This is a genomic window from Paenibacillus sp. FSL R7-0204 (assembly GCF_038002225.1).
Taxonomy (GTDB): Bacteria; Bacillota; Bacilli; order Paenibacillales; family Paenibacillaceae; genus Paenibacillus_AQ.
This window is the reverse complement of record NZ_JBBOCA010000003.1, coordinates 1-1213: the sequence shown is the minus strand read 5'-3', so window position 1 is coordinate 1213 and position 1213 is coordinate 1. Positions and strand designations below refer to the sequence as shown.

The window sequence follows — 1213 nt, the reverse complement described above, 5'->3', positions numbered from 1 at the left end:
TTGATATGATCCCCCTATAGTAGACAGAAAAAAGCAAGCCGATTATTCTGTCTACTATGGAGGGGATTTTTTATGGGTGAAATGAGGAAAACGTACGATGAGAAGTTTAAGAAAAAGACAGTAGACCTCTACCTCAAAAAGGGGTTGGGATATAAAAGTGTAGCACTTGAAATGGGGATTAACGATTCCTTGGTTCGCCGATGGGTGAAGCACTTTAAGGTAGAGGGATTAAAGGGTCTTGAAGAAAAAAGAGGGAAGGCGAAAGGACCCGGAATGGGCAGACCCCGAACACGTCCCGAAGATCCAGAGACCAAGATCAAGCGCCTTGAGGCGGAAAATGAAATGCTAAAAAAGCTCTTACAGATGTGAAAGGAGGAATGGACGCTGTCCCAAGCAGCAAAAAGTTTACAGTGATTAAGGAAATGCTTCATAAGAAATACAACCTTACCCTGCTGTGCAACCTGGCTGGGGTATCTAGGAGTGGCTTTTACAAGTGGTTGAATCGACAAACGTTCGTTTCACTGAAGCAACGCGAAGACGAAGCCTTGAAGCTTAAAATCGTCGAATGCTTTGAGAAGCTAAAAGGTATTTATGGATACCGCAGGGTGAAGGTTTGGCTAAAGCGTACCTACGCCATCCACGTGAATCACAAGCGTGTACAGCGACTCATGGGCGAACTAGGACTTCAAGCAGTCATTCGGAGGAAAAGGCCTTATTACGGCAAGAAAGAGGCTTACGTCATCTCTGACAACCATCTGAATAGAGAGTGTACAGCAGACCAGCCGAACCAAAAGTGGGTTACGGATATCACTTATCTAATCTTCAACGGGCAAAGGCTGTATTTGTCTGCGATTAAAGATCTGTTTAACAATGAAATTGTAGCGTACCAGATTAGCCCTAAGAATGATTTAAAACTGGTATTTGATACGGTCAAAAAGGCGAGAAAACGGCGTGATACTGAAGGGGTTCTTTTGCACAGCGACCAAGGATTTCAGTATACTAGCCGCCAATACAGCAGCCTACTGAAGCGATACGGTATAAAGGCCAGTATGTCCCGAAAGGGAAACTGCTGGGACAATGCCTGTATGGAGAACTTCTTTGGTCATTTTAAAGCCGAGTGTTTCTACCTCCACTCCTTCCACTCTGCTAAGCAGGTGAAGCATGCTGTGCAGCAATACATCCATTTTTACAACCATGCACGTTTCCAAACGAA

At 44.5% G+C, this 1213-nt stretch carries 2 protein-coding genes; both read left to right on the top strand.

Annotated features, from left to right (window positions below; translation table 11 throughout):
- Positions 1 to 72 precede the first annotated feature (72 nt).
- On the top strand, positions 73 to 369 hold the full coding sequence (locus tag MKX42_RS33350) for a transposase (RefSeq protein WP_340752983.1): 297 nt from the start codon (positions 73 to 75) through the stop codon (positions 367 to 369).
- An 8-nt stretch (positions 370 to 377) separates the two neighbouring features.
- Positions 378 to 1213, top strand: an 836-nt coding sequence (locus MKX42_RS33345; protein WP_340758048.1) for an IS3 family transposase, incomplete at its 3' end; no start/stop codon positions are given.

What these genes read in the sequence shown, in the direction of transcription:
- MKX42_RS33350 (WP_340752983.1), top strand. Translation starts at nt 73, where the DNA reads ATGGGTGAAATGAGGAAAACGTACGATGAGAAGTTTAAGAAAAAGACA.